22 protein-coding genes are annotated in these 25,720 nt (G+C 42.2%); 14 read left to right on the top strand and 8 right to left on the bottom strand.

Annotation, left to right across the window (positions count from 1 at the left end; genetic code table 11):
- The first annotated feature begins 50 nt into the window (after positions 1-50).
- Positions 51-2,891, top strand: coding sequence for a bifunctional [glutamate--ammonia ligase]-adenylyl-L-tyrosine phosphorylase/[glutamate--ammonia-ligase] adenylyltransferase (glnE, locus tag PSH50_RS11235; RefSeq protein WP_273587762.1), 2,841 nt, complete (start codon positions 51-53; stop codon positions 2,889-2,891).
- A gap of 382 nt (positions 2,892-3,273) precedes the next feature.
- Here the strand turns inward: glnE and PSH50_RS11240 are convergent, their stop codons facing one another.
- The 3 genes from PSH50_RS11240 to tolC form a co-directional block, all read right to left on the bottom strand.
- Positions 3,274-3,846: a toxin co-regulated pilus biosynthesis Q family protein gene (locus PSH50_RS11240; RefSeq protein ID WP_024031547.1), complete on the bottom strand. Its 573-nt coding sequence runs from the start codon at positions 3,844-3,846 to the stop codon at positions 3,274-3,276.
- A 38-nt stretch (positions 3,847-3,884) separates the two neighbouring features.
- Positions 3,885-4,814, bottom strand: coding sequence for an LpxL/LpxP family Kdo(2)-lipid IV(A) lauroyl/palmitoleoyl acyltransferase (gene lpxL / locus PSH50_RS11245; RefSeq protein ID WP_054983765.1), 930 nt, complete (start codon positions 4,812-4,814; stop codon positions 3,885-3,887).
- A 97-nt stretch (positions 4,815-4,911) separates the two neighbouring features.
- Positions 4,912-6,267, bottom strand: coding sequence for an outer membrane channel protein TolC (gene tolC / locus PSH50_RS11250; RefSeq protein ID WP_029772380.1), 1,356 nt, complete (start codon positions 6,265-6,267; stop codon positions 4,912-4,914).
- 150 nt (positions 6,268-6,417) lie between these two features.
- On the opposite strand from tolC, the gene PSH50_RS11255 reads away from it, so the two are divergent.
- The 10 genes from PSH50_RS11255 (at position 6,418) to PSH50_RS11300 (ending at position 17,278) form a co-directional block, all read left to right on the top strand.
- Positions 6,418-7,044 (top strand): NUDIX domain-containing protein, encoded by a 627-nt coding sequence (locus PSH50_RS11255; protein ID WP_004587962.1) that lies wholly within the window; start codon positions 6,418-6,420, stop codon positions 7,042-7,044.
- Positions 7,045-7,070: 26 nt separating this feature from the next.
- Positions 7,071-7,529 carry a DUF1249 domain-containing protein gene (locus PSH50_RS11260; RefSeq protein WP_024031550.1) on the top strand — a complete coding sequence of 153 codons (459 nt, stop codon included), beginning with the start codon at positions 7,071-7,073 and terminating at the stop codon, positions 7,527-7,529.
- Positions 7,516-8,301: a metallophosphoesterase gene (locus PSH50_RS11265; protein ID WP_273587761.1), complete on the top strand. Its 786-nt coding sequence runs from the start codon at positions 7,516-7,518 to the stop codon at positions 8,299-8,301. The genes PSH50_RS11260 and PSH50_RS11265 overlap by 14 nt, the downstream gene beginning before the upstream one ends.
- Positions 8,286-8,855, top strand: coding sequence for a YqiA/YcfP family alpha/beta fold hydrolase (locus PSH50_RS11270; RefSeq protein WP_273587760.1), 570 nt, complete (start codon positions 8,286-8,288; stop codon positions 8,853-8,855). The genes PSH50_RS11265 and PSH50_RS11270 overlap by 16 nt, the downstream gene beginning before the upstream one ends.
- A gap of 26 nt (positions 8,856-8,881) precedes the next feature.
- Complete coding sequence (gene parE / locus PSH50_RS11275) at positions 8,882-10,771, top strand: DNA topoisomerase IV subunit B (protein WP_055254871.1); 1,890 nt, start codon at positions 8,882-8,884, stop codon at positions 10,769-10,771.
- 30 nt (positions 10,772-10,801) lie between these two features.
- Positions 10,802-11,896 carry a sorbosone dehydrogenase family protein gene (locus PSH50_RS11280; protein WP_004587967.1) on the top strand — a complete coding sequence of 365 codons (1,095 nt, stop codon included), beginning with the start codon at positions 10,802-10,804 and terminating at the stop codon, positions 11,894-11,896.
- Between the two features lie 10 nt (positions 11,897-11,906).
- The gene (parC, locus tag PSH50_RS11285; protein ID WP_004587968.1) at positions 11,907-14,201 is read left to right on the top strand and encodes a DNA topoisomerase IV subunit A; all 2,295 of its coding nucleotides are present in this window, start codon (positions 11,907-11,909) and stop codon (positions 14,199-14,201) included.
- A 169-nt stretch (positions 14,202-14,370) separates the two neighbouring features.
- A complete protein-coding gene (locus tag PSH50_RS11290; protein WP_273587758.1) occupies positions 14,371-15,084 on the top strand; it encodes a 1-acylglycerol-3-phosphate O-acyltransferase in 714 nt (237 codons plus the stop codon).
- Entirely contained in the window at positions 15,084-15,419 is a 336-nt protein-coding gene (gene rraB / locus PSH50_RS11295) for a ribonuclease E inhibitor RraB (RefSeq protein ID WP_004587970.1), read from the top strand. The genes PSH50_RS11290 and rraB overlap by 1 nt, the downstream gene beginning before the upstream one ends.
- Positions 15,420-16,102: 683 nt before the next feature.
- Positions 16,103-17,278 (top strand): polysaccharide lyase family 7 protein, encoded by a 1,176-nt coding sequence (locus tag PSH50_RS11300; RefSeq protein WP_004587971.1) that lies wholly within the window; start codon positions 16,103-16,105, stop codon positions 17,276-17,278.
- Positions 17,279-17,331: 53 nt separating this feature from the next.
- Here PSH50_RS11300 and PSH50_RS11305 read toward each other — a convergent pair whose 3' ends face one another.
- Positions 17,332-18,303 carry a zinc transporter ZntB gene (locus PSH50_RS11305; RefSeq protein ID WP_273587757.1) on the bottom strand — a complete coding sequence of 324 codons (972 nt, stop codon included), beginning with the start codon at positions 18,301-18,303 and terminating at the stop codon, positions 17,332-17,334.
- A gap of 278 nt (positions 18,304-18,581) precedes the next feature.
- Between PSH50_RS11305 and PSH50_RS11310 the strand changes: the two genes are divergently transcribed.
- Genes PSH50_RS11310 through PSH50_RS11320 form a run of 3 tightly spaced genes read left to right on the top strand, consistent with a single transcriptional unit; the run spans position 18,582 to position 20,971 of the window.
- Positions 18,582-19,010, top strand: a complete 429-nt coding sequence (locus PSH50_RS11310) for a RimK/LysX family protein (protein WP_029772373.1) — start codon at positions 18,582-18,584, stop codon at positions 19,008-19,010.
- A gap of 10 nt (positions 19,011-19,020) precedes the next feature.
- Entirely contained in the window at positions 19,021-19,926 is a 906-nt protein-coding gene (rimK, locus tag PSH50_RS11315; protein WP_004587974.1) for a 30S ribosomal protein S6--L-glutamate ligase, read from the top strand.
- A complete protein-coding gene (locus tag PSH50_RS11320; RefSeq protein ID WP_024031557.1) occupies positions 19,913-20,971 on the top strand; it encodes a succinylglutamate desuccinylase/aspartoacylase family protein in 1,059 nt (352 codons plus the stop codon). The genes rimK and PSH50_RS11320 overlap by 14 nt, the downstream gene beginning before the upstream one ends.
- 74 nt (positions 20,972-21,045) lie before the next feature.
- Here the strand turns inward: PSH50_RS11320 and PSH50_RS11325 are convergent, their stop codons facing one another.
- The 4 genes from PSH50_RS11325 to recQ all read right to left on the bottom strand — a co-directional run bounded on the left by PSH50_RS11325 (position 21,046) and on the right by recQ (position 25,660).
- A complete protein-coding gene (locus PSH50_RS11325; protein WP_273587756.1) occupies positions 21,046-21,618 on the bottom strand; it encodes a mechanosensitive ion channel domain-containing protein in 573 nt (190 codons plus the stop codon).
- A 70-nt stretch (positions 21,619-21,688) separates the two neighbouring features.
- On the bottom strand, positions 21,689-23,398 hold the full coding sequence (locus PSH50_RS11330; protein WP_029772371.1) for a POTRA domain-containing protein: 1,710 nt from the start codon (positions 23,396-23,398) through the stop codon (positions 21,689-21,691).
- Between the two features lie 146 nt (positions 23,399-23,544).
- Entirely contained in the window at positions 23,545-23,829 is a 285-nt protein-coding gene (locus PSH50_RS11335) for a DUF3630 family protein (protein ID WP_029772370.1), read from the bottom strand.
- A gap of 7 nt (positions 23,830-23,836) precedes the next feature.
- Positions 23,837-25,660, bottom strand: a complete 1,824-nt coding sequence (gene recQ / locus PSH50_RS11340) for a DNA helicase RecQ (protein WP_273587755.1) — start codon at positions 25,658-25,660, stop codon at positions 23,837-23,839.
- Positions 25,661-25,720: the final 60 nt, after the last annotated feature.

The raw sequence follows: 25,720 nt of genomic DNA on the forward strand, positions 1-25,720 counted from the left end.
TGGTTTTAGTTATTCTAGTATGGTTAGCGCATATATAAAAGAGAGGATTGATGAGTAACAAAATGCAACTTCCTATTCAATTACAAAAACTTGGCTCAACACGCTTTGCACAGCTGTATCCGCAGCAACCTATACAAGAAGAAGTTGTAAAATTATGTGCTTTGAGCGACTTTGCTTTTCGTAGTTTAGAGTCGCAACCTCAATTAAAAGACTGGTTAATAAACCCCGATGAGCAATTTAGCCGAGACGTGCCCGCGCCATTCGACGGCCTTGACTTGCAGCAGGTAGATGAAAACCAGTGCAATAAGATTTTAAGACAGTACCGAGAAAAATACTGGTTAAAAGTAGCGTACCTCGATTTGTGTTGCGATAACCCAATCAGTGACAGTATAAAATACATAAGCCTATTAGCTGATATGCTAATTAATAGCGCAAATAGATGGGCCCATGCGCAAACGGCAAAAACAGCAGGGGAGCCATCAGATGAGCAAGGTAACTCTTTGCCTTTAATGGTTTTAGGCATGGGTAAATTGGGCGGCCACGAGCTTAATTATTCATCAGATATAGATTTGATTTTTGCTTATCCGCGCAATGTACCGACCCAAGGTGGGCGTAAACGTATTGAAGCCCAAGTGTTTTACACCAAAGTAGCACAAAAACTGATTAATGCACTTAATCAAGTAACCGGTGATGGCCAAGTATTTAGGGTTGATATGCGCTTGCGCCCATTTGGTGAAAGTGGGCCTTTAGTGATGAGCTTTCACGCCATAGAAGATTACTACCAAGAGCAAGGGCGCGATTGGGAACGTTACGCCATGCTAAAAGGGCGGCTAATTGGCACACCCAATCAATATTGGGATGAATTTATACAGCTTTTAAAGCCCTTTGTTTATCGTCGATATATTGATTTTTCGGTGATTGAATCGCTCAGAAAAATGAAGCTTATGATAGCCCAAGAGGTTCGCCGAAAACGCCTGACCAACAATATAAAACTAGGTGCTGGTGGCATTCGCGAGGTTGAATTTATTGTACAAGCTTTGCAAATGGTCCGTGGTGGGCGAGAGGCTAACTTACAAACCCAATCGTTACTGTACGCCTTAGAGCAGTTAACGTTAAACCAAGCGATGGATGAGCAAGAAGCGAATGAGCTAAAGCGCAACTACTTACACTTGCGTAAAGTAGAGCAATACTTGCAAATGTTTGACGATCAACAAACACAAACTCTGCCCGATGATGAGCTTAATCAAGAGCGCTTAAATTACTTACTCGAGTCTGAAAGCTTTAACCATACCATGAGCGACATTGAGCAGGTCATGGCTAAAATTCACGATGAATTTTTATTGGTGATAGGGGAGGAAACTGTTCCTCTTGATACCTGCGAAGGTGCGTTTATAAGTGCTTGGGATCATGGTGATGTTAGCTTTTTAAACGATATAAAAGAGCAATGGCAAGTACCACTTCATGATTTTAAACAACGTTTGAGTAAGGTAAATATAGGTAATCGTGGGCGAGATATTCTCGACAAGCTAATGCCTTTATTGCTCAAACAGCTCAGTGACTTTAATGCCAGTGGTGAAACATTTACCTTGGTATGCCAAATTTTAAATAAAATTGTATCGCGTACTGCTTACCTTGAATTGCTTTACGAAAACCAAGGTGCGCTAAAGCAGCTTGTTTTATTATGTTGCCATAGTAAATGGATAGGGGAGCATATTTCTCGTTATCCTATTTTGCTTGATGAGCTAATAGACCCTGCTGCGCTTTACAAACCTACGCCGTTGAGCGCCTATAAAGATGAAATACGGCAATATTTTTTACGTATAGAACACGACGACCTAGAGCTACAAATGGAAGCGCTTAGGCAGTTTAAGCAAACACATCAATTACGTATCGCGGCTGCCGATGCAACCGGTGTGATTGATGTTATGAAAGTAAGCGATCACTTAACGGCTCTTGCCGAGGCTGTGGTAGACCAAGCAGTTAATATAGCGTGGTATAACACGGTTAAGCGCTTTGGCATGCCACCAAATACAGATGATGAACACAAAGGCTTTGCCGTTATTGCGTACGGTAAAACGGGCGGCTTTGAAGTAGGCTACGACTCCGACCTAGACCTTGTGTTTGTGCATAATCACGACGGTAATAGCAGTACCAATGGCGATAAATCGATTACCTCACGACAGTTTTATTTAAAACTTGCACAGCGCTTAATGCATTTATTTAATACCCGTACCGCCTCGGGCATATTGTATGAGCTTGATACACGCCTGCGCCCTGAAGGCGCCTCTGGTTTATTGGCTATTAACTTAGAGAGCTTTAATCATTATCAGCAAACCCAAGCATGGACTTGGGAGCACCAAGCGCTTGTGCGCGCCCGCGTTATATTAGGCCAAGATGAGCTAAGAGCGCGCTTTGCACAAATTCGTAAAGAGATATTATGTGCCCCACGGGATGTAGATACACTCAAACAGGATGTGCTTAAAATGCGCGAAAAAATGCGCACGCACTTAGCTAAGGGAAACTCTGAGCAATTTGATTTAAAACAAGATGTAGGTGCCATGACCGACATTGAATTTATAACTCAATACCTAGTGCTCAAAAACGCAAATCAGTTTAGCCAGCTAACGGTGTTTTCCGATAATGTAAGAATACTTACAGACGCTGCCGCAATTGGTTGTATCACTAAAACCCAAAAGCAGCAGTTAATTCAGGCGTATATTGATTATCGCTCACGTTACCACGTTTTAAGCCTAAATCAGCAAGGTCGTTTGGTGTCGCGTAAGGAGTATCAAACCGATATAGAAAGTGTAACAACATGCTGGAATACAATATTTGAACTAGGGCGTGTTGATCTTTGCGGATTGAAATTTGTTCAATCTAGGGACGATTAAATCGCGGCGCGAGGTTTGTAACCTAGTGGGCTCGATAACTGCTCCTGCGTTATTCTAATGACTTACATCCCTGTAAGAATAAGTAAAAACCGAGCAAGGCTTCCGCGTCCTGCTCACGCCCCTTACCTACATCCATGTAGGCAACAAAGAGTTTATCGCCCCTAGGCAGAACCCGAAGGGCAGCGCATGTTTGGCATTTATGCTGCGTTATCGCCTATTTATGTGGAATAACCACACTTCATAGGCTCTGTCTTGCCTAAAAACCAAACATGCTGCTGAAAATTCAACCATCAAAGTTCAACACGCCCTCGAAACATAAACACTAAAAACCCAAGCACAGGCTTGGGTTTTTATTATGTATGGGGTTGGTTTATTTACGCTGCTAAGTATTAAGCTTTAGACAATTGCTGCGCACAAATTCAGAGGGCAGCTCAGTGATCACCGCTGCGCGCTGTTTGTGGCAAAGGTAGGTATACACTTCGTATTCAAAGTCATCATTAATTGCGCGGCCAACTTGATAAAGCGCTGAGGTAAAACTGCTATCAACCCTAAAATGATCTTTTACAACGTAGTCTTTACTCAAATACCAATATAATTGAATACCTTCGCTTTTAGCGTATTGGTTAAGTACGTCTTTTAACGTTGAGCCGTTTTCAAAGCGTCTTGGTGCACTTGTTCCTGTCCAGCTAGCAGGCATCGGGTCAACGGCTCTGCCGCGCTCTGCTAAAACACGATCAAGTGTTTGCTCGGGCTTTTTAAGTTGTAATACAAACTTATCGCGCTCCCTATCGGATTTAACTTGGTTACGGATAGACGAATAAAAGCGAGAAAGCCCCTCGGCAGCTGCGTTTTTACTCTCTTTTATGTCAAACAATGGACCCGTACCAACTAACACATAGGTAGCTAGTAAGATTAATGCAACTGCTAGTATTAAATGCTTAACCCAAAACCACATAACTCATGCTCATTTATTATCATTATTTATTTATACCACTACTTTTTATAAAAAGAAGGGGTATTTTTATCAGGGCGTGTTTTAAAACGGCGGTGCAGCCACATGTATTGCTCAGGCGCTGCGTTAATTGATTGCTCAACGCGCTGATTTACACGTGTTACATCTGCTTTATCATCGCCGCTTGGGAAGTTCTCAAGCTCAGGTACTATTTCTAAATGGTATTTACCGTGCTCATCACGACGACTAATTAGGCTCATGGTTTCGCAGTGTTTACTTGCTGCAAAAAGTAATGTACCTGTGGTTGTGGCTGTATCTGGCACTGCGTAAAAAGGCACAAATTCACAGCGGTTACGGCCGTAGTCTTGGTCGGGTAGGTAATAACACACCTTTTTATTTTTTAGTGACTTTAACAAGCCTTTTACGTCCTTTCGTCCAATTAAATACTCGTTAGAACGAAGGCGGCCATTAGTTGTAAAGTATTCCATGAGTGCATTGTTATGTGGGCGGTAAAACCCCAGCCCTTGGCATTTGGTGCCCATAACACGACTCGCCATTTCTAAATGCAAAATATGCGGCACCAATAGCAATACGCCTTTACCCTGAGCCTGCACGCGCTCAAAGTGCTCTAATCCTTTGATAGAGCCATACGCTTTTTTAACGCGCCACTGCGGCCACCACCAGGCCATGCCAGTTTCAACCATGGCAATACCGGTATTTTCCATGTTTTTTAGCACAAGCTGTTGTTGCTCGGCTTCGCTCATATCAGGAAAACACAGCTTTATATTAACCTCGGCAATATGGCGACGACGTTTCATAAATTTATGTACTAAGCGCCCCAATAACTTACCTAAGCTAAGCTGAATTTTTTGTGGCAACCACGAAATCAAATACAAAAAGAAAACGCCAATCCACGTTAGCCAATAACGAGGGCCTAAAAACGAGGCTTTAAAAGGAGATGAGGTGACCACAAAATACTCTCTAAAATAAAAACGCTAGTTTAACGCTTAGTGTTATAAAATACAAAAAGCCAGCAATGGCTGGCTTTAAACGCTACTTTTTAACTTATTAGGCTTTTTTTAAGCCTTGGTTAATACCCAGTAAATCGGCACTTGTTAGTGTACCTGCAGCTTGCTTTAAGCGAAGCGTAGATAACACGTAACGATAGCGTACATCAGCTAGGTTACGTTTTGCATCGTACAGGTTTTGCGTGCTTACAAGCACATCAACAATAGTACGCGTGCCTACTTCAAAGCCAGCTTCTGTTGCTTTAAGCGCACTTTGCGCTGATACCACAGCTTGCTCTAGAGCTTTGTAAGTCGCGATGTCTGATACAACCTGGTTGTATGAGGTAATAACGGTACGCGTTACGGCGCGGTAATTTGTTTCGTAATCTTGGCTGGCTGAAACATAAAACGCACGGGCTTGTTTAGTTGCAGCTACGGTTGCGCCGCCTGTGTACAGAGGAACACTTAAATTAACGGCAACCGATGTTGAGTCGGCACGTGGTTGGTCGTTAAAGCTTAAACCATTTATATTTTGGTCAGTTAAAGAATCACCGTAGCTGGCATCAAGTGTTAGCTTTGGGTAGTGGCCAGCTTTAGCAAGCGTGATCTGATCCTTAGCAATATCAACCGTGACTTTAGCCACTTGTAAGCTGATATTATTGTTCTCAGCTACTTTTACAAAGTCAGTCGATTTTTTAACCGGTTTTACTGTTGAAAATGTTTCGGTGTTTAAAAAATCAAGTTTTGCGTGGTATTTACCGGTTATTTCACGCAGTTGCTCGCGTGCGGTTTCAACGGCATTACTGGCAATAATTTCTTGTGCTACTGAGTTATCGTATTGTGCTTGCGCTTCGTGAACATCTGTAATCGCTGTAAGACCAACTGCGTAGCGCTGTTTTGTTTGCTCTAACTGGCGTTCAATGGCACGCTTTTCGGCTTGCACAAATTCAAGGTTATCAATGGCGCTTAATACGTTAAAATAGCCTTCAGCAACGCGCACAATTAAGTTTTGTTTTGCGTTATCGTATTGCGCATTGGCTTGCAGCGCTTGTTTTTCGGCAATATCAAGTGTATTCCATGCGCCTAAGTCGAATAAGGTTTGGCTTAAACTAACACCACGCGTGAATTGGTCGGTATCGCTGTTTATTTTAACTTGGTCAGCTAAATCACCAACGCTCTGAAAAGAGGTAGAATCGCTTTTTTCATAGCCCATGCTTACGCCAATTTGCGGCAGTAATGCACTCATTGCTAAATCGCTCTCGTAAGATTGCGCATCTGCTTGGGCTTTTGCTTTTAAAACAGTGGGATCGTTAGCAGTAGCAATTTCAAAAACTTGCATTAAATCTTCAGCACTTGCTGTGGTTGTGCCTAATGCGCACGACAAACTAACGAGCGCTGCAAGGATGTTCTTTTTCATGTTAGGTTCAGTCCTTAGACAAATTTTGTACTAAAAGCATGGTAACGTGTTTTGCTTAATAACTAAAAAAGAAATTAGTAAAACTGTATGTTCAAATGTAACAGAATATATTAACAAACTTTAATCGTTTAAATAAGCGGGATGTATAATATGGCAGATAAAAGCTTGGTTCAATTTACACATAAAGATGTGAGCTTAAAAGCAGTTAAAAGTCTGTATAATGGCTTTTTTAAGGTGGATATGTATGAGTTTGAGCATAGTCTGTTTAATGGTGGTACATCGCAACTTATAAAGCGCGAAATACTAGAGCGGGGCGATGCAATCGCTGTTCTACCTTATGATGTAACTACGCAAAGTGTACTATTAATAGAGCAAATACGTATTGGCGCTATTAACAGCAAACACTCGCCCTGGCTGCTAGAATGTATTGCCGGTATGACTGATGGCAGTACCGATTACGAAGGGGTGGTAAAAAAAGAAGCCTATGAAGAGGCTGGGCTTGAGCTTACTGATCTTGAATTTATGCTCTCTTACCTTTCAAGTCCGGGCGGTACCACTGAGCGCTTACATTTATACCTAGCGCGAGCAGATTTAAGCCAAGTACAAAGTGGTGTATATGGCCTTGAAAGCGAAGGTGAAGACATTAAAACCCATATTTTAAGCCTTGATGATGCGCTTTCGCGCCTCAATAACGGTGAAATAGATAACGCGGCAACGGTAATCTGTTTACAGTGGTTGGCGTTAAATCGTGAAAAAATAAGCAGTAAGTGGACATAATTTTAACTTTTTAATACGGCGGTACTTTGACAGCACTTTTAGCAACCCAACGATATATTCAGAGCCTCCCAAAGTACATGACGCTTTGCGAGCATAATTACGTACGTCTTTCAAAACTATTACCTAAAGAGCGCAGCGCTAATAGTGTGCGTAAAGTTAAATTAGGTCATAGTGAATTTGCCATTATCATTGACGATAGTGCTAAGTACACACTGGATATTTCTATCAAACAGCTAACAGGGATGGTTAAAGGCGTTTCTCCTTTGTATTTAACAGTCAGGCTTTATCAAGATGCAAAAGTGGCTGAAATTATTCACCACGATTACCATCAACGGATAAAGCCATCTTATGGTTATCCAAATCCTAAAATGCACCAAAAAGATGAAAAGTATCAACTTAATGCATTTTTATATGACTGGTTAGTAGCCTGTGTAGAGCATGGCCGAGCAGTACTAAACTGGGATATAAACAATGGCTTGGTTTGATGAACATTATCACTTTAATCGCTCATCGCTGCGTGTTGCGCATATAACCGATAGCCATTTATTTGCCGACCCTAACGCAGAGTACTTTAACGTAAACACCGCCGCACATTTTGCACAAGCATTAGCGCACATGGCCTCGCAGTCATTAGATGCGGTTATATTTGGTGGTGATTTAACACAAGATCATAGTTTTGACTCTTATTTATTATTTGCTGAGCTTATTAATAACGCTGATTTGACCTGCCCAGTATTTTGGGTACCAGGCAATCATGATGAGATTGCCATGCTTAATCGCATCAGTGGTGGGGAAATAGTGTCAGCTAAACGCATTATCGCACAAGGATTTGAGCTGCTACTTATAAACTCAAAAGGCCCTACACCTGCAGGGTGGGTGTCTAGTGAGCACTTAAATGAAATCGCGGATTGTTTAGCAAGTTCGCAATCACAGCATGTGGTGTTTTGTCATCACAACCCGCTTGCTATTAATGGCTACCTTGATAAACACATGCTTGAAAACGGCCCGCAATTATTAAACGTGTTAGTTAATAGTGCTAATGTAGCGGCGTTGCTGCACGGTCATGTGCATAATCACTATACGCAAACTTTTAGAGAGCTGAGTATTTATGCAACGCCCGCCAGTTCGGTGCAATTTACAAAAAATTGCCCGCAATGGCAGCAAGAAAACCACGGCCCCGCTTATCGAATGTTGCATTTAACTACACAGGACAATGCTTTAACAGTTAAAACGGATGTTGTATGGTTAAACGCGTAATTTATATTCATGGCTTTAATAGTTCTGAAAAATCATATAAAGCTGTGCGCTTTGGCGAGCTTATGGCAAACTATGACGTTGACTATTGCGTACCGCGTTTAAATCACGAGCCCTTACAAGCTATTTTACAGCTTGAGCATTTATTAACGCCAGATACCGCGTTACTTGGGAGCTCACTAGGTGGATTTTATGCCACCTATTTGTCGCAGCGTTATAACCTGCGAGCAGCATTAATAAACCCAGCAGTAGCACCGTTTAACTTATTAGCGCCGCTTATTGGCCACAATTATAATCCGTACCAAGATTATCATTATGAGTTAAATACCAGCCACATGGATGCTTTAAAAGCATTGTATGTGCCTAAATTAACATCCCCCGAATTGCTCTATTTGTTGCAGCAAACGGGAGATGAAGTGTTAAATTATCAACACGCAGTAAATTATTTTTCACAATGCAAACAGTTAGTTGAGTTTGGTGGCGATCACAGCTTTGTTGGTTTTGAACGCACCTTTGATAGTATTGTAGAGTTTCTTAAATTACCTAAAACAAATTAGCCTAAGCGCATATAAAGATAAAAATTATGAGTCAGCAAAATTATAACGCCGAAGCCATTGAGGTTCTCAATGGATTAGAGCCGGTAAAACGCCGCCCTGGTATGTATACCGACACGGTACGTCCAAACCATTTAGGCCAAGAGGTTATCGATAACAGTGTCGATGAAGCCATGGCGGGCCATGCCACTAAAATTGATGTGATCTTACACGAAGATAACTCTCTTGAAGTTATAGACGATGGCCGTGGTATGCCTATAGATATTCACCCTGAGGAAGGTATTCCTGGGGTGGAGCTGATTTTTACCAAGCTGCATGCAGGTGGTAAATTCTCTAACAAAAACTATCAGTTTTCGGGCGGTTTACACGGGGTAGGTATTTCGGTTGTAAATGCGTTATCGCACCGTGTTGAAGTAACGGTAAGGCGCGACGCTCAACAATTTAGAATGGCCTTTGAGAACGGTGATAAAGTTGAAGACTTAAATGTCATTGGCACTGTTGGTAAGCGCAACACCGGTACAACCGTTCGATTTTGGCCCGATGCGAGTTACTTTGACTCAGCTAACTTTTCAATTACTAAATTAAACCACCTATTAAAAGCTAAAGCGGTTTTATGCCCAGGCTTGCGCATTAAGTTTGTTAATAAGCAAACTAAAGAAACTCAAGAATGGTTTTACGAAACAGGTTTAAAGGATTACTTAATTGAAGCTGTTAAAGGCTTTGAAGTACTGCCAAAAGACCCATTTGTAGGCGAGTTTTCAAGCTCGATTGAAGGGGCTGATTGGGCTGTTGTATGGCAACCAGAAGGCGGCGAGTCGATTGCGGAGAGCTATGTAAACCTTATTCCTACCGCACAAGGTGGTACACACGTAAATGGTTTGCGCCAAGGCTTACTTGAAGCAATGCGCGAATTTTGTGAATTTAGAAACTTATTACCGCGTGGCGTAAAGCTTACCCCAGATGATATTTGGGAGCGCTGTAGCTATGTGTTATCGGTAAAAATGCAAGACCCACAATTTGCTGGTCAAACTAAAGAAAAGCTTTCTTCTCGCTCATGTGCAGCGTTTGTATCGGGTGTGGTTAAAGACTCATTTAGCTTATGGTTAAACGAGCACACTGATACTGCAGAATTGCTTGCAGAACTGTGTATTTCAAATGCACAGCGCCGATTGCGAGCGGCTAAAAAAGTAGTGCGTAAACGCGTCACCTCAGGCCCAGCGTTACCCGGTAAACTAACCGACTGTAGTGCCGCCGATAACGACCGTACAGAACTATTTTTGGTAGAGGGTGACTCAGCAGGTGGCTCGGCTAAGCAGGCGCGCGATCGTGAGTTTCAGGCAATAATGCCACTGCGCGGTAAAATTTTGAATACGTGGGAAGTTGAATCAGGGCAAATATTAGCCTCGCAAGAGGTGCATGATATTTCGGTGGCACTGGGTATTGACCCAGACTCAACTGATTTAACCGGCCTGCGTTATAATAAAATTTGTATATTGGCCGATGCTGACTCGGATGGACTACACATTGCCACCTTATTGTGTGCTTTGTTTGTGCGTCATTTTCCGCAACTGGTTAAAACAGGACATGTATACGTAGCTATGCCACCGCTGTTTAGAATCGACATTGGTAAAGAGGTGTATTACGCCCTCGATGAAGATGAAAAAACAGGTATTTTGGCCCGCATAGAAGCAGAGAAAAAGCGCGGTAAAGTAAACGTGCAACGATTTAAAGGGCTGGGCGAAATGAACCCGCTGCAGCTGCGCGAAACGACAATGGACCCAAATACTCGCCGCTTAGTGCAACTTACGCTAGATGAAGAAGAGCAAACATTAGAAATGATGGATATGCTACTTGCTAAAAAGCGCTCGTCAGACAGACGCCAGTGGCTAGAAGATCACGGTAATAAAGCACAGGTATAATAGGCTTGTGTTTAACACTTGGAGAGGCAAATGAATAAAATACTAGGAAGTTTATTATTGCTTGGCTTAACAACAGCCCCAGCAATGGCAAAAGACATACTAGACAAACTCACCGTAGCACCAGGGTTTGAGGTAAGCTTATTTGCTGATGATGTTGAAAATGCACGCCAAATAGCAGTATCAAAAAAAGGCATTGTTTACGCAGGTTCGCGCAAAGCAGGAAATGTGTATGCGTTAATCGATCATAACAGTGATGGCGTAGCAGATAAAAAAATGGTGATTGCTGAGGGGCTAAACATGCCCTCTGGTTTAGCAATTAAAGATGGCGACTTATACGTAGGTGAAGTACACCGTATTATTCGCTTTAAAAACGTAGACACGCAGTTAAAAGACCCTAAATTTGACGTGGTTTACAACGCGTTGCCATCGGATCGTCACCACGGGTGGAAGTTTTTACGCTTTGCACCCACTGGCGAGCTTATTATTCCGGTTGGTGTTCCGTGTAATATATGCGCCGAAGATGAGCGTTACGGGCGTATTTTTGCACTTGATGTAGAAACCAAACAAATTAAAACAATAGCCCAAGGGGTACGCAACTCAGTGGGGTTTGACTTTCATCCAAGCACGCAAGCATTATGGTTTAGCGATAACGGCCGCGACATGATGGGTGATGATATTCCACCTGATGAAATTAACCGCGTAAGTAAAGAAAACGAGCATTTTGGTTTTCCTTATGTTCACGCCGGTGCCATTGTAGATCCTGAGTTTGGTAAAGGTAAAAACATTAGCGACTACAGCCCGCCAGCGCTTGCGCTAGGAGCTCACGTTGCGCCACTTGGCATTCATTTTTATACCGGTAAACAGTTCCCGGGCTCTTACAAAGAGCAGCTATTTGTTGCTGAACATGGCTCGTGGAATCGTACTAAAAAGTCAGGTTATAAAGTGGCTGTAGCCAATGTAGAGCAAGGGCGTATTACTAAATACACGCCATTTATTACCGGCTTTATGCATAACGAAACAACCTTTGGACGCCCAGTTGCATTTGCACAATTAAATGACGGCAGTCTGCTAATAAGCGACGATTACGCAAACGTGATCTACCGCGTAAGCTATAAGAAAAACTAGGTAAGCTTTAATGAGTGATACAGATACCTTGCTAATGCAAGGAATTGAACAACAAACAATGGGGCGTTTTACCGAAGACGCCTACTTAAATTACTCTATGTACGTAATTATGGACCGTGCATTACCGCATGTTGGTGATGGTTTAAAACCGGTTCAACGTCGTATTATTTATGCTATGAGCGAGCTGGGTTTATCGGCCGCTGCTAAATATAAAAAATCGGCTCGTACGGTAGGTGATGTATTAGGTAAATACCACCCGCATGGCGACAGTGCCTGTTACGAGGCTATGGTATTAATGGCGCAGCCGTTTTCTTACCGTTACCCATTAGTCGATGGGCAAGGTAACTGGGGGGCAGCAGATGACCCTAAATCGTTTGCAGCAATGCGTTATACCGAAGCACGCTTATCAAAGTTCTCTGAGGTATTACTTAAAGAGCTAGGGCAAGGCACCGTTGATTGGACGCCAAACTTTGACGGCACTATGGACGAGCCATTAGTGTTACCGGCGCGCTTACCGCATATTTTGTTAAATGGCGTAACGGGTATTGCAGTAGGTATGGCAACCGATATTCCACCACATAATGTGCGTGAAGTAGCCAGTGCCTGTTGTTTATTACTTGATAAGCCTAAAACCGAGCTTGATGAGTTACTTGAGCTTGTGCACGCACCTGATTATCCAACCGACGCTGAAATAATTACCCCAAAAGCCGATATTCATAAAATATACAAAACCGGCCGAGGCTCAATTAAAATGCGCGCGGTGTATACTGAAGAGCATGGCGATATTGTTATTACGGCGCTACCGCATCAGTGTTCAGGGGCTAAAGTGCTTGAGCAAATAGCAGCGCAAATGAATGCTAAAAAGCTGCCAATGGTCGCTGATTTACGAGATGAGTCTGATCACGAAAATCCAACCCGTATTGTGATTGTACCGCGTTCAAACCGCATTAAAGCTGAGCCGTTAATGGCGCACCTATTTGCCACCACCGACCTTGAAAAAAACTACCGTGTAAACTTAAACATGCTAGGCCTTGATGGCCGCCCGCAAGTAAAAGACCTACGCAGTATTTTATCTGAGTGGCTAACGTTTAGACGCGAAACAGTACGCAGGCGCTTACAGCACCGTTTAGATAAAGTACTGGCACGATTGCATATTTTAGAAGGTTTACTTGCTGCCTTTTTAAATATTGATGAAGTAATTGAAATTATTCGCACAGAAGATAAACCAAAACCTGTGTTGATGGAGCGCTTTGATTTAACCGATACTCAAGCCGAAGCCATTTTAGAGTTAAAACTTCGTCATTTAGCAAAACTAGAAGAATTTAAAATACGTGGCGAGCAAGATGAGTTGGCCAAAGAACGTGACAAGTTAGAGCTAACGCTTGGCTCAGACCGTCGTATGTCAACGCTTCTTAAAAAAGAAATTCAAGAAGCGGCCGACATGTATGGCGACGATCGCCGCTCACCTGTTATTGAGCGCGTAGAAGCTAAAGCACTGAGTGAAAAAGATTTAATTCCTTCAGAGTCGGTAACAGTCGTGCTTTCTGATAAAGGCTGGGCACGTGTTGGTAAAGGCCATGACATTGACGTAGAAGGGCTTAATTACCGTGCTGGCGATGAATACAAAGCCTCCGCTAAGGGTAAGAGTAATCAGCCTGCGGTATTTTTAGACTCAGCAGGGCGTGCATTTGCAACCGATGCGCACAGCTTGCCTTCGGCACGTAGCCAAGGCGAGCCAATGACAGGGCGCTTTAACCTCACCACTGGGGCTAATTTTGAGCACGTGGTAATGGGTGAAGATAATCAAGTGCTGCTTATGGCCTCTGACGCGGGTTATGGCTTTATTACTGACTTTAAAGACTTAGTAAGTAAAAATAAAAACGGTAAAGCCTTGGTGAGCGTGCCTAAGGGCGGAATTTTACTTTCACCAATCAGAGTAAACGATGTAGCAACCGATTACTGCATGGCCATTTCGAACGAAGGGCGCATGCTGTTATTCCCACTGCGCGACTTACCAAAACTGGGTAAAGGTAAAGGCAATAAAATTATCTCTATTCCAGGGGCTAAAGTGCAAGCACGTGAAGAGTTTGTCAAAGTGCTGGCGGTGGTACCACAAGGCAGTAGCGTTACCCTTCATGCTGGTAAACGAAAGCTAACGCTTAAACCGAGCGACTTGGAGCATTATCATGGTGAGCGCGGGCGTAGAGGTAATAAGTTACCGCGAGGCTTACAGCGTGTTGATGAAGCAGTGGTGGAGTTTACGCCGGCAGATGAGCAAAATGATGACACATTAGTCGAAGAATAAACCCGAAATATACACCTCTAACGGCCTGCTTTTGCAGGCCGTTTTTGTTTATCCTGTATTTTTCAGCTTACAGCTGTTCGCTATTGTCTCGTGATCGTCATAAAATCACGTTATAATAGTGAAATATGCGTGGCTTATAGCGCATTGCACACACATTTTGGAGAGAAGTTTGTTAGCTGTTATACGTATTTTAATTATGGTGCTGTTTATATTTTTCAGCTGCGTGTTTGGGTTGTTATTGTCGATTGTGAGACCGTTTCACCCTAATAATGTGCATGTGATAGCTGGCTGGTTTGGCTCAATGGCTAAAATGTTAGGGGTTAAACTTGTCCTTAAGCGCCACCCAGATGCGCTCAATATTGGCCCTGCGGTTTACCTATCAAACCATCAAAACAATTACGATTTATTTACTGTATCGGCTATAGTGCCTGAAAACTGCGTTAGCTTAGGCAAAAAAAGCTTAAAGTGGATCCCATTTTTTGGACAACTTTACTGGTTGTCGGGCAACATACTGATTGATAGAGCTAATCGCTCAAAAGCGGCAGGTACAATTTCAAAAGCCGCTGAAAAAATTAAACAAAAAGGCCTATCTATTTGGGTATTTCCCGAAGGCACAAGAAGCTATGGCCGCGGTTTACTGCCATTTAAAACCGGCGCATTTCACACCGCTTTAAGCGCAGATGTACCCATAGTACCGGTATGTATGAGCACAACTGATAAAACTATTAAGCTAAACCGCTGGGATAATGGTACAATTTACATTGAAATGTTAGCGCCTATATCACTTGATAAAAAAGTGAGTGCCCGTGAACAGGCCACCCAAGTGCATAGTATTATGGCTGCTAAAATAACTGAATTAGATGCTCAAGCGAGAGATAAATAATGGAAAACTGGCGTGAAATAAGTGAAGACATCGTAAGTTCACTACTTGAAGATGGCTCTGATCCTGAAATACTTTATGAAGTTGAGCATCATTTTGTATGCGAAGATTTTAGCAAATTAGAGCAAGCGGCACTGGCTGCCTTTAAATTAGGCTACGATGTTGAAGAACCGGCAGAGCTTGAGCTAGAAGATGGCAGCAAAATTTGGAGCTTTGATATTGTAGTCGAAGCTGAGCTAGACGTTGAAGTTATAATGGAAGACGTTGATAAACTTGCAGCGCTAGCTGTTGAGTGTGACGTTGAATACGACGGTTGGGGCACTTACTTTCAAGAGTAAGGCGTTAGCTAGTTGATAAAGGCGAGCATTTATATATGCTCGCTTTTTTTGTGCACAGAGTAAACATGACTCTTTAAACCGCAGCCTATTTTCAGATATTAATTCATTTTTAGTGTAATGGCGCATTAATACCCCCCCTTTATTTTGCCTTATTTAACGGCAAAAATTTAATACTTTCAGTGTTACCAATTTTATTTTTGTTATAACCAATTATTATCTTTCATATAAAAAACTTAATTCTCCTTAATATATTCATTAAAAGTTAAGCTTGTTCATATTCCTATTGGTAATAGGGCTTATTTCGACGTACTACTTATTCATTAAATTGAAAAAATATTTTTATTTATTGCTAACCTGTCCCTAATATATAACCTGTTGAATAGTTATAACTATTTACAAGTTATAAATGCAATATTTAATAAAACTAATACTTATTTGCTATTACATCTTCTGTTGACATATTGGTAACAAAAAATATAGCCTTTAGCTCGCCATATGGCATTAATATTGGTAAGGCCAATTTAAGGGTTTTAGATTGATTTTTGTAACCCGAGTGTTCTTGCCAAATCTATTCATACACAAAAATAGAAACCTGTTTACACAGGGTGATCTAAGTTTTAGTGACTGACACAAAACTAGGTAGTTAGGTTATTTTTATATTCAGGTTTAAAGGAATAAAGATAATGATTAACCATAAAAAACTGTTTTTTTACAGCGCAATTGCGACAAGTTCAGCGCTATCTCATGCTGCAACAATTAATAATGCAGGCTTTGAAAGTGGCTTTAGTAATTGGAACGAAACCGACCCAGCCGCTATTTCTTCAGATGCTTACAGTGGCTCAAAATCGTTAAAAATTCAGGGCAGTCCAGCACGGGTTTATCAAGTGGTAGATATACAGCCTAACACTGAATACACCCTAAGTGCTTATGTGCTGGGTAAAGGGCAAATTGGTGTAAACGATTTAAATGGTTTATTTAAAAACCAAACCTTTAATGTTTCTTCGTGGACTAAAGTAACAAAAACATTTACCTCAGCAAACACCAATTCACTTCAGGTTTTTGCTAAACATTACAACAACACCAGCGATGTAAGGTTTGATAATTTTGCCTTGGTTGAGGGCAGCGGCAGTAATGATGGTGGCTCAGATGGCGGCAGCGATAACTCAAATGGTTCAACAATTCCTAGCAGCATAACCAGTGGTAGCATTTTTGATTTAGAAGGGGATAACCCAAATCCTCTCGTTGACGATAGCACCTTAGTGTTTGTGCCGTTAGAGGCACAACATATTACGCCTAATGGTAATGGCTGGCGTCATGAGTATAAGGTTAAAGAAAGTTTACGCGTTGCTATGACTCAAACCTATGAAGTGTTCGAAGCTACGGTAAAAGTTGAGATGTCTGATGGCGGAAAAACAATTATATCGCAGCACCATGCTAGTGATACCGGCACTATATCTAAAGTGTATGTGTCGGATACTGATGAATCGGGCTTTAATGATAGCGTAGCGAACAACGGAATTTTTGATGTGTACGTACGTTTACGTAATACCAGCGGTAATGAAGAAAAATTTGCTTTGGGTACAATGACCAGCGGTGAGACATTTAACTTGCGGGTAGTTAATAACTACGGCGATGTAGAGGTTACGGCATTCGGTAACTCGTTCGGTATACCAGTAGAGGATGATTCGCAGTCATACTTTAAGTTTGGTAACTACCTGCAATCGCAAGACCCATACACATTAGATAAATGTGGTGAGGCCGGAAACTCTAACTCGTTTAAAAACTGTTTTGAGGATTTAGGCATTACAGAGTCAAAAGTGACGATGACCAATGTGAGTTATACGCGCGAAACTAATTAATTAGTGACTTATTATGGCCACTCAATTGAGTGGCCATAATAAAAAACTTTATCTTATAACCATTTTTTATTTTTAAAGTACACGCCAATACCGCCAGTAAGCACAATTAAAAAAATCACAAATGCACTAAATGCATAAGGGTTTTCGGTACCAGGTATGCCACCTACATTTACCCCTAAAAGGCCCGTTAAAAAGCCCAGTGGTAAAAAAAGCGCAGCCACAACCGACATTACATACATGCGTTGATTTAATTGCTCAGACACCTGGTTAGTAATGGTTTGCTGAATAATTTGCGCACGCTCTATGGCGCTATCTAGCTCTTCTAAATAACGAATAAGTAAGTTAGTGGTTTCGTTTAGCTTTGCTTTATCTTCATCTAAAAGCCAGGGGTAATGGTTATTTACCATTAAACTTAACGCTTCCTTTTGCGGCTTTAAGTAACGCTTTAAGGCAATAGTTTGACGGCGCAGTTGAGATAAACCTTGGTTATCAAACTTTTTACTTGGCTCGTCTATTTCTTCTTCAAATTCATCCAGGGTTTCATCAAGCGTATCAATGACACTTTGCATGCGTGATGTCAGTTTCTGCGTAATAGAGCCGACCAACTCTGATATTGAGCATGGGCCGTGGCCAGCATTAAGCTCTGCTAATATATCTTGAATCGAAAGTAAGCGACGTTTGCGCGTTGTGATAACCACAGATTCGCTAATAAATAAACGAATTGACACCATGTCCTCAGGGCTTTGCGCTGGGTTTAAATTTACACCACGCAAAAACAGCATATGGCCATTGGTACTAGGTGTTAAGCGAGGGCGAGTTTCATCAGCAATAAGCGAATCAAGCTCAAAGTCGGTAAGGTGAGCCTGGCTTTTAAGCCACGTTACTGCCTCGCTTTGGCTGTAGTCCATATGTATCCACAGTTTACCTTGGCTAGGGTGCCAGTTATTTAAATCGCGGATGCTTTCTATGGCGTGCGCGCCGCCTTTTTCATCAAGCACCAGTGCATGCAGTAAACCATTAATCATATTTTAAACTCATATAATAGTGTATTTTTAATACAGTTAACTATAGTGTATCTGCATAGTGCTTTACAAACTTACCTTAACTTTTAATTAGTTAGCGTTAAGGTAAAACCTATATGCAGGCTTGAATCGCTAAATAAGGCACTAAACAGCAAGGCGCGCATTGTGTGATTAGTTCCTATAAAAGATCAATTTAATTTACTCATCGACTAGATAAATTTATTTCGCTGGTGTTTTTTGCGCCGTAGCGTATAAGTCACTTTTTTATTAAGGGCACATTTATGACAGCAAAGTTAACTGTTGGTTGGCGTGAGTGGTTAAGTTTACCCGAGCTTGGCATCGAAAAGATAAAAGCAAAAGTTGATACTGGCGCCCGCACTTCATGTATTCATGCAATTAACATTGAAGAGTACGAAGAAGGCGAAGAAAAGTGGGTAAAATTTATAGTCCAACCATTGCAAGATGACGAACACACTCAGGTTGCGTGCACTGCAAAGGTTAAAAAAATTAAGGCGGTAACCAGCTCAAGTGGGCAAAAAGAGTTACGCTACTTTATAGAAACAACATTGCATGCAGGGCAGCACAGCTGGCCAATAGAAGTTACTTTAACGAGTAGAGCAACAATGAAGTTTAGAATGTTATTAGGGCGTACAGCCATGGAAAATCGTATAGTCGTTGATCCGGCTTTATCTCATTTATTAGATAGTTAAGGTTTTAACTATGAAAATTGGTATTTTATCTCGCAACAGAAATTTGTATTCAACGCGCCGCTTAATTGAAGCGGCAGAGGCACGCGGTCATGAGGTAAAGGTGATTGATGCGCTTCGTTGCTATATGAATATAAACTCAGAACAGCCAGAAATTCACTACCGTGGTGAAAATTTAAAAGATTTTGACGCCATTGTTCCGCGTATTGGTGCATCGGTGACATTTTATGGTTGCTCTGTTTTACGTCAGTTCGAAATGATGGGGGTTTATCCTGTTAACGAATCGGTGGCTATTTCTCGTTCGCGCGATAAATTACGCTCACTTCAGCTGTTATCACGTAAAGGCGTAGGCATGCCGGTAACCGGTTTTGCCAGCAAACCAGATGACGTTAAAGACTTACTAGAAATGGTAGGCGGTGCTCCGGTGGTTATTAAATTACTTGAAGGCACACAAGGCATTGGTGTTGTACTTGCTGAAACACGTAAAGCGGCTGAAAGTGTTATTGAAGCGTTTATGGGTTTAAAAGCCAATATTATGGTTCAAGAATACATTAAAGAAGCTGGCGGGGCGGACATTCGTTGTTTTGTATTAGGCGATAAAGTAATAGCGGCCATGAAGCGCCAAGCGCAAGAAGGTGAGTTTCGCTCAAACCTTCACCGTGGTGGTAGCGCTACATTAGTACGCATTACCCCAGAAGAGCGTAAAACCGCCGTTGCTGCAGCAAAAGCAATGGGCTTAAATGTAGCGGGCGTTGATTTACTTCGCTCATCTCGTGGGCCGTTAGTAATGGAAGTAAACTCTTCTCCAGGCCTTGAAGGGATTGAAGTGGCAACAGGTAAAGATATTGCCGGTATGGTGATTGATTTCATCGAAAAAAATGCTGCTATAAAAGGAACCGCAACCCGTGGCAAAGGTTAAAATTAATCGTCCTTTTACCTTATTAGGTGAAAGTGTTGGCGTGGGCGAGCGTAAAACCCTTGCTTTAGAGGCTGCTAAACTTTACACCCATTCACCGCTTAATATTCCTATTGAAGTGGTTAATGGTGTAATGGAAGGCCCAGTGCTGATGGTGTGTGCCGCTATTCATGGTGATGAGCTAAATGGTGTAGAAGTTGTACGCCAGCTGCTCTCAAAAATAGATGCAAGCCAACTGCGCGGAACCATAATTGCTGTGCCAATTGTTAATGTGTTTGGCTTTATTCATAAATCACGTTATTTACCCGATAGACGTGATATGAACCGCAGCTTTCCGGGCTCTGAGCGCGGATCGCTTGCTGGGCGTATGGCACATATGTTTTTTAATCAGGTGGCGGTACATTGTACCCACATTATTGATTTACATACGGGGGCTATTCACCGAACTAACTTGCCGCAAATACGCGCTAACTTAGATGATGAAGCAACCGCTGATATGGCTAAAGCATTCGGCACACCAGCGGTTATAAATGCATCCCTTCGTAATGGCTCATTACGTAGTGAAGCCGCTAATTTAGGTATACCGGTTATTACTTACGAAGCTGGTGAAGCCTTACGCTTTGACCCTATTGCTATTGCAGCAGGTGTGCAGGGTGTGGATTATGTGATGCGGCATTTAAAAATGATCCGCGGCAAGCGCCCTAAAAAGCTGCCCGATCCTATTATTGCAGGGTCTACAAGTTGGATACGCGCTGAGGTAGATGGCATTGTACGTGCGCAAGTATCGCTAGGTGAACACGTAGAAAAAGGTCAAGTGCTGGCGTACATAAGTAGCCCATTAGGTGATGCCGAACTTGAGCTTTTAGCGCCTAAAGGCGGTATTGTGATAGGCCAGCAAACTATGCCATTAGTAAACGAAGGGGATGCGGTATTCCACCTTGCTTACTTTGCAAATGATAACAGCTTAGTAGAGCAGCAATTAGAGCATTTTATTGACGAAATAAATGATTTAGATGAAGAGCTTAAAACAGCTGAGCTAAATAATTAGCATTATGTTAGCTAGTAAAAAGCCGCAGTGAGGTTTGCCTTACTGCGGCTTTTTTGCGGATATGACTTTTAAAACTATGTCTTTTTAGGGCCAATAATCCGTTTTATTACCGGTGCCTTTGTAGGCTTAGGTTCTTTATTTAATACCATAACCGGGCGTGTCACAAACAGGTTATTAGGGTAAACAACTCGGTGCCCATCCACATGCTCAAGTAGCACGTTCATTAAACCTAATTCGACAATGCGCCCTTCTATATGGTTTGCGCCATCAACAATACGCACCCAATTTCCCACATGAAAACCATTTTGAATAAACATGAGTAAAAAAGCGGTAAGGTTACTAAGCAGCGACCAAGCGGCAAATAAAGCGACCCCGAGCATAGCAAATAATGATGAGCCCAAAACTAATAGCCCGCGCAGCTCTATACCCCAAAATATAAGCACTAAGCACAGCACGACAAACGCGAGTATTATTTTTAATAACAGCTCAGCTCTAAATTTACGATGAACATCTACTTTTCCTTTTATGGCTTTTTCGAGCAACTTTTTAGTGATTTTTAATAAAAGAGGAAAAAGTAAAATGGCGATAAGGGTAACAATCAATTTATATTGCGTACCCATTAGCTCTAAAAGCGCAAACAATTCCAAAGTGTGATCCCGTACTGTTTTTAGGAAAATTTAAAGCGCTAGTGTAACGCTTTCGTTTATTGCTCGCTATTTAAAAGGTGTTTTTAACACTTACGAGCCACTGCACCGAATCAACATCGTCGTAGCTATCAAGCGGGGCGGCAATATCAAGGTGGATCATGGTGCCAGAGTTTGCTCTGCTAGGTGCTAAACGCAAACCCACCCCAACATTTTTTAAAACATGATCGTTCTCGCCGTTGTCTTCATCGTTAAACCAAGCGCGGCCAACATCAACAAAGCCCGCTGCACCTACTTTAAATAGCTGCAGTAAATCGTACTCCCAGTAATAGCGTTTTTCTAAGCTGACTAAAAAGCTTCGGTCGCCATGCTGGTAATCCATAGGATAGCCACGAAGGCCCGTTTCGCCGCCAAGTGTTAGCTGCTTATCGGCGGTTAGGTTTTTAGCATACTGGGCACGGGCTTTAACAAACCAAGATTGGTTTTCGCTGGTATTTAAGTAGTACTGCACTTCGCTGGTGGCTAAAAAGTTTTCTAGTTGTTTTTGCTCTTTATTCCAATAACCATCCACTTGAGCACTAAAACGCCACAGCGTTCTGTCGGTAGTAAAGTGCGCTTTTTTAGCTTTTAACGAATACACGGCTCTGCTGTCATCATTACTTAGTGATTCATCTGAGTAGCCTAATAGGGCTTTAATATTCCACCCTAAATTTAAATCTTCGGTGCGCGAAATACTGTCAAAATTACGCACTTTTATATAACTGTCTTCAAACCAATGACCACTCACATAGGGGTAACTTAGTTGTCTGTTTTTGGCCAAGGGAGCAAAGGTTGTTTCTATTTCTGCAAAGCTGTCTTCTTGGTTTACATAGCCAAGCGTTAAGCGCTGTGTCCAGCTATCAGATAATGCTTTAGAGTGGCCTAAAAAAGCGCTAAAAAAATCGGTTGTTTGATCAAACTCACTGTATTCATCACCACGGCGATACAACGACTCTTCTCGCTGTTCAGAAAAGCTTTTAATACCATAGCTATAAGGTGTATCTATGGCGTAAAACGGATAGGTTAGCTCTAATAAGTGGCGTTTTCCGTCACTGTTGTCGGCATACTCTAAGCGCCCGCGATACCGGCTAGATAATATATTAGGATCGTCATAAACAAATAAATAACCATTACGATCGCTGTCGGTAGTGCGTGAAAACGACAAGCGCTTGCCCCAACCCAGTAAATTGGACTCGCGAAAACCAATACTCGATTTATTTTCGCCACCGCTGCGACTAAAGCTTATTTCGGGTAGTAAGGTCCATAAATCGCGAGTTACCACCGTTACATCTACGTTGCCGTCGCAGTTTTCAACCGCGCTTATTTGCGCATCATATAAATAGTTTTGTTGGCGTAATAAACGCTCTGACTCAGCGAGCTTTCTGGCATTGTAATTATCGCCTTGTTTAAATAATAAAATATTACTAATAACGTCTGGCTCGGTTTGAATATGCGCGCGGTTGGCAAAACGAAAAAGCGCGTTATTTTCCTCCTCCAGCTCGGTATTAAAAACGTTAAGTTGTTTAAGGGTAATTGAGGTTATTTGGGCGTCGCTGCGACTATTAATCAGTGTGGTTTTATCTTCAACCTCACGGCGTAAATTATTGCTTTTGTCTGAGTGAGTTTGCACAGCGGAGCAGGTGTTAGTTTTATTGGGTGGTTGTTGTGCAAAGGCCTTAGGCGCACTAAAGCTTACAAGGGCTAAGCTTATACAACAGTGTGCAATCCATTTTCTATTCACCATTCAACCTCTTCAATACTACTGCAAATATGAGTCGTAATATCAGCTTACATCATTGTTATTACAATGTAAGTAAAAGGTATGGATTTTGAAACTAATTAATTGTTACCGTTATGCACCTTTGTTAATTAGTGCATATGCGAGGCGTTTTAGCTTAAGTAAAAAGCAAGGGCCGCTAATAAGTGCTCGGCTTCTTGGCCTTCGCCATTAATCCAAATACTTTCGCTGTAGTGTTCAAAATTTAAATTAAAGGTTTGCTGTTGATAGCTAAAGCGCAATTGATGACGGTCAGCACCCCCTGCGTAGTCAATAATTGTTATTTCATCTGCGTGTAAAAACAGCGTGCTCCACAGCTCAAAGTCTTCATCGTGTGGGGCTTCTACCGGGCTTATAACAATGCATTTATGGGCGTGATTGTATTCAATTTGGGTCATAGTTTACTTAATTGCTAGCAAGGTAATTACGAATGGCCGTTAAAAATTCGCCGCCATATTTATTGAGTTTGGTAAAGCCAACGCCCGACACCTTTAAAAATTCGCTGTCGTTGGTGGGCATTAATTGCGCCATTTCGGCTAAGGTTTTATCGTTAAATACAACGTACGGCGGTACATCGTCGGCATCAGCGAGTTCTTTACGCAGAGCCCGTAAGCGGGCAAATAGTTTTTTGTCGTAGTTAAACTGCGCCAGTTTATCTTGGTATACGTGTTTAGCTTGTAAGCGCGGCTCGGCAAGCTGTAGAGCGTATTCACTTTTAAGTACAGCGCGTGCTGCTTCGGTTAAGCGCAGCGAGGCACCTTGGGTAATATCTTGGCTTAACAAGCCTTGGTGTATAAGTTGGCGTAATATACTGAGCCAAAATTCACTGCTTTTGTCTTTGCCTATGCCATAGGTGCTGAGTTCGTGGTGGTTGTTGTCGCGTATGCGGCTGGTATTAGCCCCGCGTAATAATTCTACAATATAGCCTAAGCCAAAACGCTGCCCAGCTCGGTACACACACGAAAGCGCTTGTTGCGCTACTAATGTGCCATCAAAGCTTTTTGGCGGGTTAATGCAAATATCGCAGTTGCCACATTGCTCGCGTTTATACTCGCTAAAGTAGTTTAATAGTATTTGCCGGCGGCATGTTTGCGCCTCGGCAAAACTGGCCATGGCATTAAAGCGTTGTTCTTCTACGCGGCGACGTTGTTCATCGTCTATGTCTTCAAAAAAGCGCCTAACGCGGCCTATATCGGCGGGATCAAAATACATAATGGCTTCTGCGGCTAAGCCATCACGCCCAGCGCGGCCAGTTTCTTGATAGTAGGCTTCAATACTTTTTGGAATATCGTAATGCAGAACAAAACGCACATTTGGTTTATTTATGCCCATACCAAAGGCAACGGTCGCAACGACTATTTGAATGTCATCGCGGGCAAATCCGGTTTGCACAAATTGGCGCTGTTCGTTGCTCATGCCGGCATGGTACGCGGCGGCATTTAAACCTGCATCAGCGAGTTTTTCGGCAATGTCATCAACGCGCTTACGGCTAGTGCAGTAAATAATACCACTTTGATTTTTTTGCTCTTTTAAATAGCGCAGTAGTTGCGCCATGGGCTTGAACTTTTCTTCGATGGTGTAACGAATATTCGGTCTGTCGAAGCTGCCGGTATGTATATAGGGCTGTTGTAATTTTAATTGCTCAACTATATCAAAGCGGGTCGCTTTATCGGCCGTGGCGGTCAGTGCCATCATAGGTACATGGAAAAAGCGCTGCTTAAGCTCATTTAATCTAAAGTAATGAGGTCTAAAGTCATGCCCCCAATGCGATACACAATGTGCTTCGTCAATTGCAAATAAGCTGATATTTAAGTGGCTGAGTCGCTCGGTAAATTCATGCTGAAGCACTTTTTCAGGGGCTACATACAGTAATTTTATTAGCCCTTGGTGCAATTGTTGGTACACTAATTGTTGCTCTTCGCGAGCCAGGCTATTATTAATGTAAGCGGCTTTAACACCTAATGCTTGCAGTTGCGTTACTTGGTCTTGCATGAGCGAGATAAGCGGTGAAATTACCACAGTAACCCCTTCGAGCACTAACGCTGGTACTTGGTAACACACTGATTTACCGCCGCCTGTAGGCAGTAGTACCAAAGAGTCTTGGCCATTAATGGCCGCGTCGATCACCGCTTTTTGGCCATCACGAAACTCGCTGTAGCCAAACACTTGTTTAAGAACCGTGTCGGGCTTGCGGACCAATGTGCTAGGTGTAGGGGTTAGAGTATTCATCGGCGGCTATTTTAGTGGTTTTTTTATAGGATGTCTTTAGCTTAGAGGTAAATGATTTAA

The sequence above is a fragment of the Pseudoalteromonas sp. Angola-7 genome (assembly GCF_028599255.1).
GTDB classification, from domain to species: Bacteria; Pseudomonadota; Gammaproteobacteria; order Enterobacterales; family Alteromonadaceae; genus Pseudoalteromonas; species Pseudoalteromonas atlantica.

Coding starts and splice junctions, on each gene's coding strand:
- glnE (WP_273587762.1), top strand. CDS start 51: ATGAGTAACAAAATGCAACTTCCTATTCAATTACAAAAACTTGGCTCA.
- PSH50_RS11240 (WP_024031547.1), bottom strand. CDS start 3,846: ATGTGGTTTTGGGTTAAGCATTTAATACTAGCAGTTGCATTAATCTTA.
- tolC (WP_029772380.1), bottom strand. CDS start 6,267: ATGAAAAAGAACATCCTTGCAGCGCTCGTTAGTTTGTCGTGCGCATTA.
- PSH50_RS11255 (WP_004587962.1), top strand. CDS start 6,418: ATGGCAGATAAAAGCTTGGTTCAATTTACACATAAAGATGTGAGCTTA.
- PSH50_RS11265 (WP_273587761.1), top strand. CDS start 7,516: ATGGCTTGGTTTGATGAACATTATCACTTTAATCGCTCATCGCTGCGT.
- PSH50_RS11270 (WP_273587760.1), top strand. CDS start 8,286: ATGGTTAAACGCGTAATTTATATTCATGGCTTTAATAGTTCTGAAAAA.
- parE (WP_055254871.1), top strand. CDS start 8,882: ATGAGTCAGCAAAATTATAACGCCGAAGCCATTGAGGTTCTCAATGGA.
- PSH50_RS11280 (WP_004587967.1), top strand. CDS start 10,802: ATGAATAAAATACTAGGAAGTTTATTATTGCTTGGCTTAACAACAGCC.
- parC (WP_004587968.1), top strand. CDS start 11,907: ATGAGTGATACAGATACCTTGCTAATGCAAGGAATTGAACAACAAACA.
- rraB (WP_004587970.1), top strand. CDS start 15,084: ATGGAAAACTGGCGTGAAATAAGTGAAGACATCGTAAGTTCACTACTT.
- PSH50_RS11300 (WP_004587971.1), top strand. CDS start 16,103: ATGATTAACCATAAAAAACTGTTTTTTTACAGCGCAATTGCGACAAGT.
- PSH50_RS11305 (WP_273587757.1), bottom strand. CDS start 18,303: ATGATTAATGGTTTACTGCATGCACTGGTGCTTGATGAAAAAGGCGGC.
- PSH50_RS11310 (WP_029772373.1), top strand. CDS start 18,582: ATGACAGCAAAGTTAACTGTTGGTTGGCGTGAGTGGTTAAGTTTACCC.
- rimK (WP_004587974.1), top strand. CDS start 19,021: ATGAAAATTGGTATTTTATCTCGCAACAGAAATTTGTATTCAACGCGC.
- PSH50_RS11330 (WP_029772371.1), bottom strand. CDS start 23,398: ATGGTGAATAGAAAATGGATTGCACACTGTTGTATAAGCTTAGCCCTT.
- PSH50_RS11335 (WP_029772370.1), bottom strand. CDS start 23,829: ATGACCCAAATTGAATACAATCACGCCCATAAATGCATTGTTATAAGC.
- recQ (WP_273587755.1), bottom strand. CDS start 25,660: ATGAATACTCTAACCCCTACACCTAGCACATTGGTCCGCAAGCCCGAC.